The 1,618-nt window shown below is 65.0% G+C and carries 2 protein-coding genes; both read right to left on the minus strand.

Annotated elements, in window-relative coordinates:
• Window positions 1-45 precede the first annotated feature (45 nt).
• The gene (locus ACK4TH_RS11700) at window positions 46-987 is read right to left on the minus strand and encodes a replication initiation factor domain-containing protein (protein WP_409626679.1); all 942 of its coding nucleotides are present in this window, start codon (window positions 985-987) and stop codon (window positions 46-48) included.
• Window positions 984-1,397: a hypothetical protein gene (locus ACK4TH_RS11705; RefSeq protein ID WP_409626681.1), complete on the minus strand. Its 414-nt coding sequence runs from the start codon at window positions 1,395-1,397 to the stop codon at window positions 984-986. The genes ACK4TH_RS11700 and ACK4TH_RS11705 overlap by 4 nt, the downstream gene beginning before the upstream one ends.
• Window positions 1,398-1,618 lie beyond the last annotated feature (221 nt).

The raw sequence follows: 1,618 nt of genomic DNA on the forward strand, positions 1-1,618 counted from the left end.
TCAGGCACCAAGTCCGGCATGGGGGGCACACCCCCCATACCCCCATCAGTCATGATCGACCAGGAGCACGCCAGCCTCGAGCAGGGCCTTGTTGTGCTTGTCGCCAACGATGCGATCCCACACGGCGCCGATGTCGCCGTGATACGCGTGCAGGGCCGTGAAAAGGGTTGCACCGAACTGAATGCGGACGTTCTCCAGGGCGGCCCGTAGATCGGTCTGCGGCTGTCGCTCCGGACGACGCTGGAGGATGTCTGGCTCCACGTCAGGGAGGATCTGCGCCAGGAAGGGATAAGCCCCGGCGAAGTACTGATCTCGCCTCGGAATGACGTCCCATGGCACCTCGGTACCTTCGGCCTTGAGCTCGAGCTCCACGCGGTAGATATCCTCGATGCGGTGACCGTCGATCTCCTGGATGCCCTCTCGGTACTCCTTGGAGACCGGCATCCTGGAGGCTAACTCGTAGCCCTTCTCGTAGGCTCGGACGAACTTGTCACCGTCCCGCCTGCCAATGTAGATGGTGCGCCCGCGGTGCTTGTCGGAGTTGACGATCTCCTGCATGTTGGGAGGGCGGCCCCTCGTGGTGAAACCGCCCTCCTGATGGCCCTGCTTGACCATCTCGTGCGTGATCTCGCCATTCCAGGTGGTGAGCGCGATATCGACACGGCGCGGCTCTGCGCACGGCAGGGCCTCGACCTCCTCGACGGCATCCCAGTCCTTGACCCACTGGCAGCCCTTTCCCGGTAGATCGACGCGGACCCATCCGCGTTGGGAGTCCCCGCCGAAATCCATGCGGCCAACGACGGTGTCGTCGGCAATCTGGATGGGGAGCGCGTGCTTGAAGCCGAAGAGCCCCCGGGCGTTGTCGCCAAATCGAAGGTACTGCCCCCACGGACCGAACATGGGGCGCATAGCCTGGAGGATGTCGCTGGGTTCGGCCTGGACGCGGACCCGTAGCCAGTCGATGGTCGTTTTCGTGGCCTGGGTCATCGAGCATCACCCCGGGGACGTTTTGGGGGTTTGGAGGGGACTTTCCCCCCCGTATTACAGGACGGGGGGGCCGCCAGGCCACCCGACGCGCCCAGGCCGGTCTGCGCCCGTCCGCTGCGCGTGCGGCTGTCCTGGCGGACCTGCTCCAGGAGTGCGCCGGTCTCGTCCATCAGTCCCATGGCGTAGGAGTGGAGTTGGCGAGCGACCAGGCGAGGAGCCGCCCTCGCCTTCTCCAGGGTCTCGGCCAGGTATTCGGCCGCATCGAGCGTGTCGGCCATCCACTCGGCCATGGCACGGCCTATGGGCATCCCGGACGCCTTGGCGATCCTGGCGAAGGTGGCGTGCACCTCCTGATCAACCGGAATGGTCAGGCGGATGGTCTTGGGCTTGTCTGGAGTTGCAGCATCCATGCGGTGCACTCTACACCACTTTGCACCAGTTGCATACCCCCCTACGCCTGCTTGGTGTGCGCTCGGTGCATGGGATGGTCTAGCAGGGCGCGTACACCATCCTGGCGTACCAATGGGCCTGCCGCGTAGTGGGAACCTTGGGACTCAGGCACCAAGTCCGGCATGGGGGGCACACCCCCCATACCCCCATCAGTCATGATCGACCAGGAGCACGCCAGCCT

This window comes from Tepidimonas sp. (assembly GCF_046292505.1).
Lineage (GTDB): Bacteria > Pseudomonadota > Gammaproteobacteria > Burkholderiales > Burkholderiaceae_C > Tepidimonas.

Coding starts and splice junctions, on each gene's coding strand:
- ACK4TH_RS11705 (WP_409626681.1), bottom strand. CDS start 1,397: ATGGATGCTGCAACTCCAGACAAGCCCAAGACCATCCGCCTGACCATT.
- ACK4TH_RS11700 (WP_409626679.1), bottom strand. CDS start 987: ATGACCCAGGCCACGAAAACGACCATCGACTGGCTACGGGTCCGCGTC.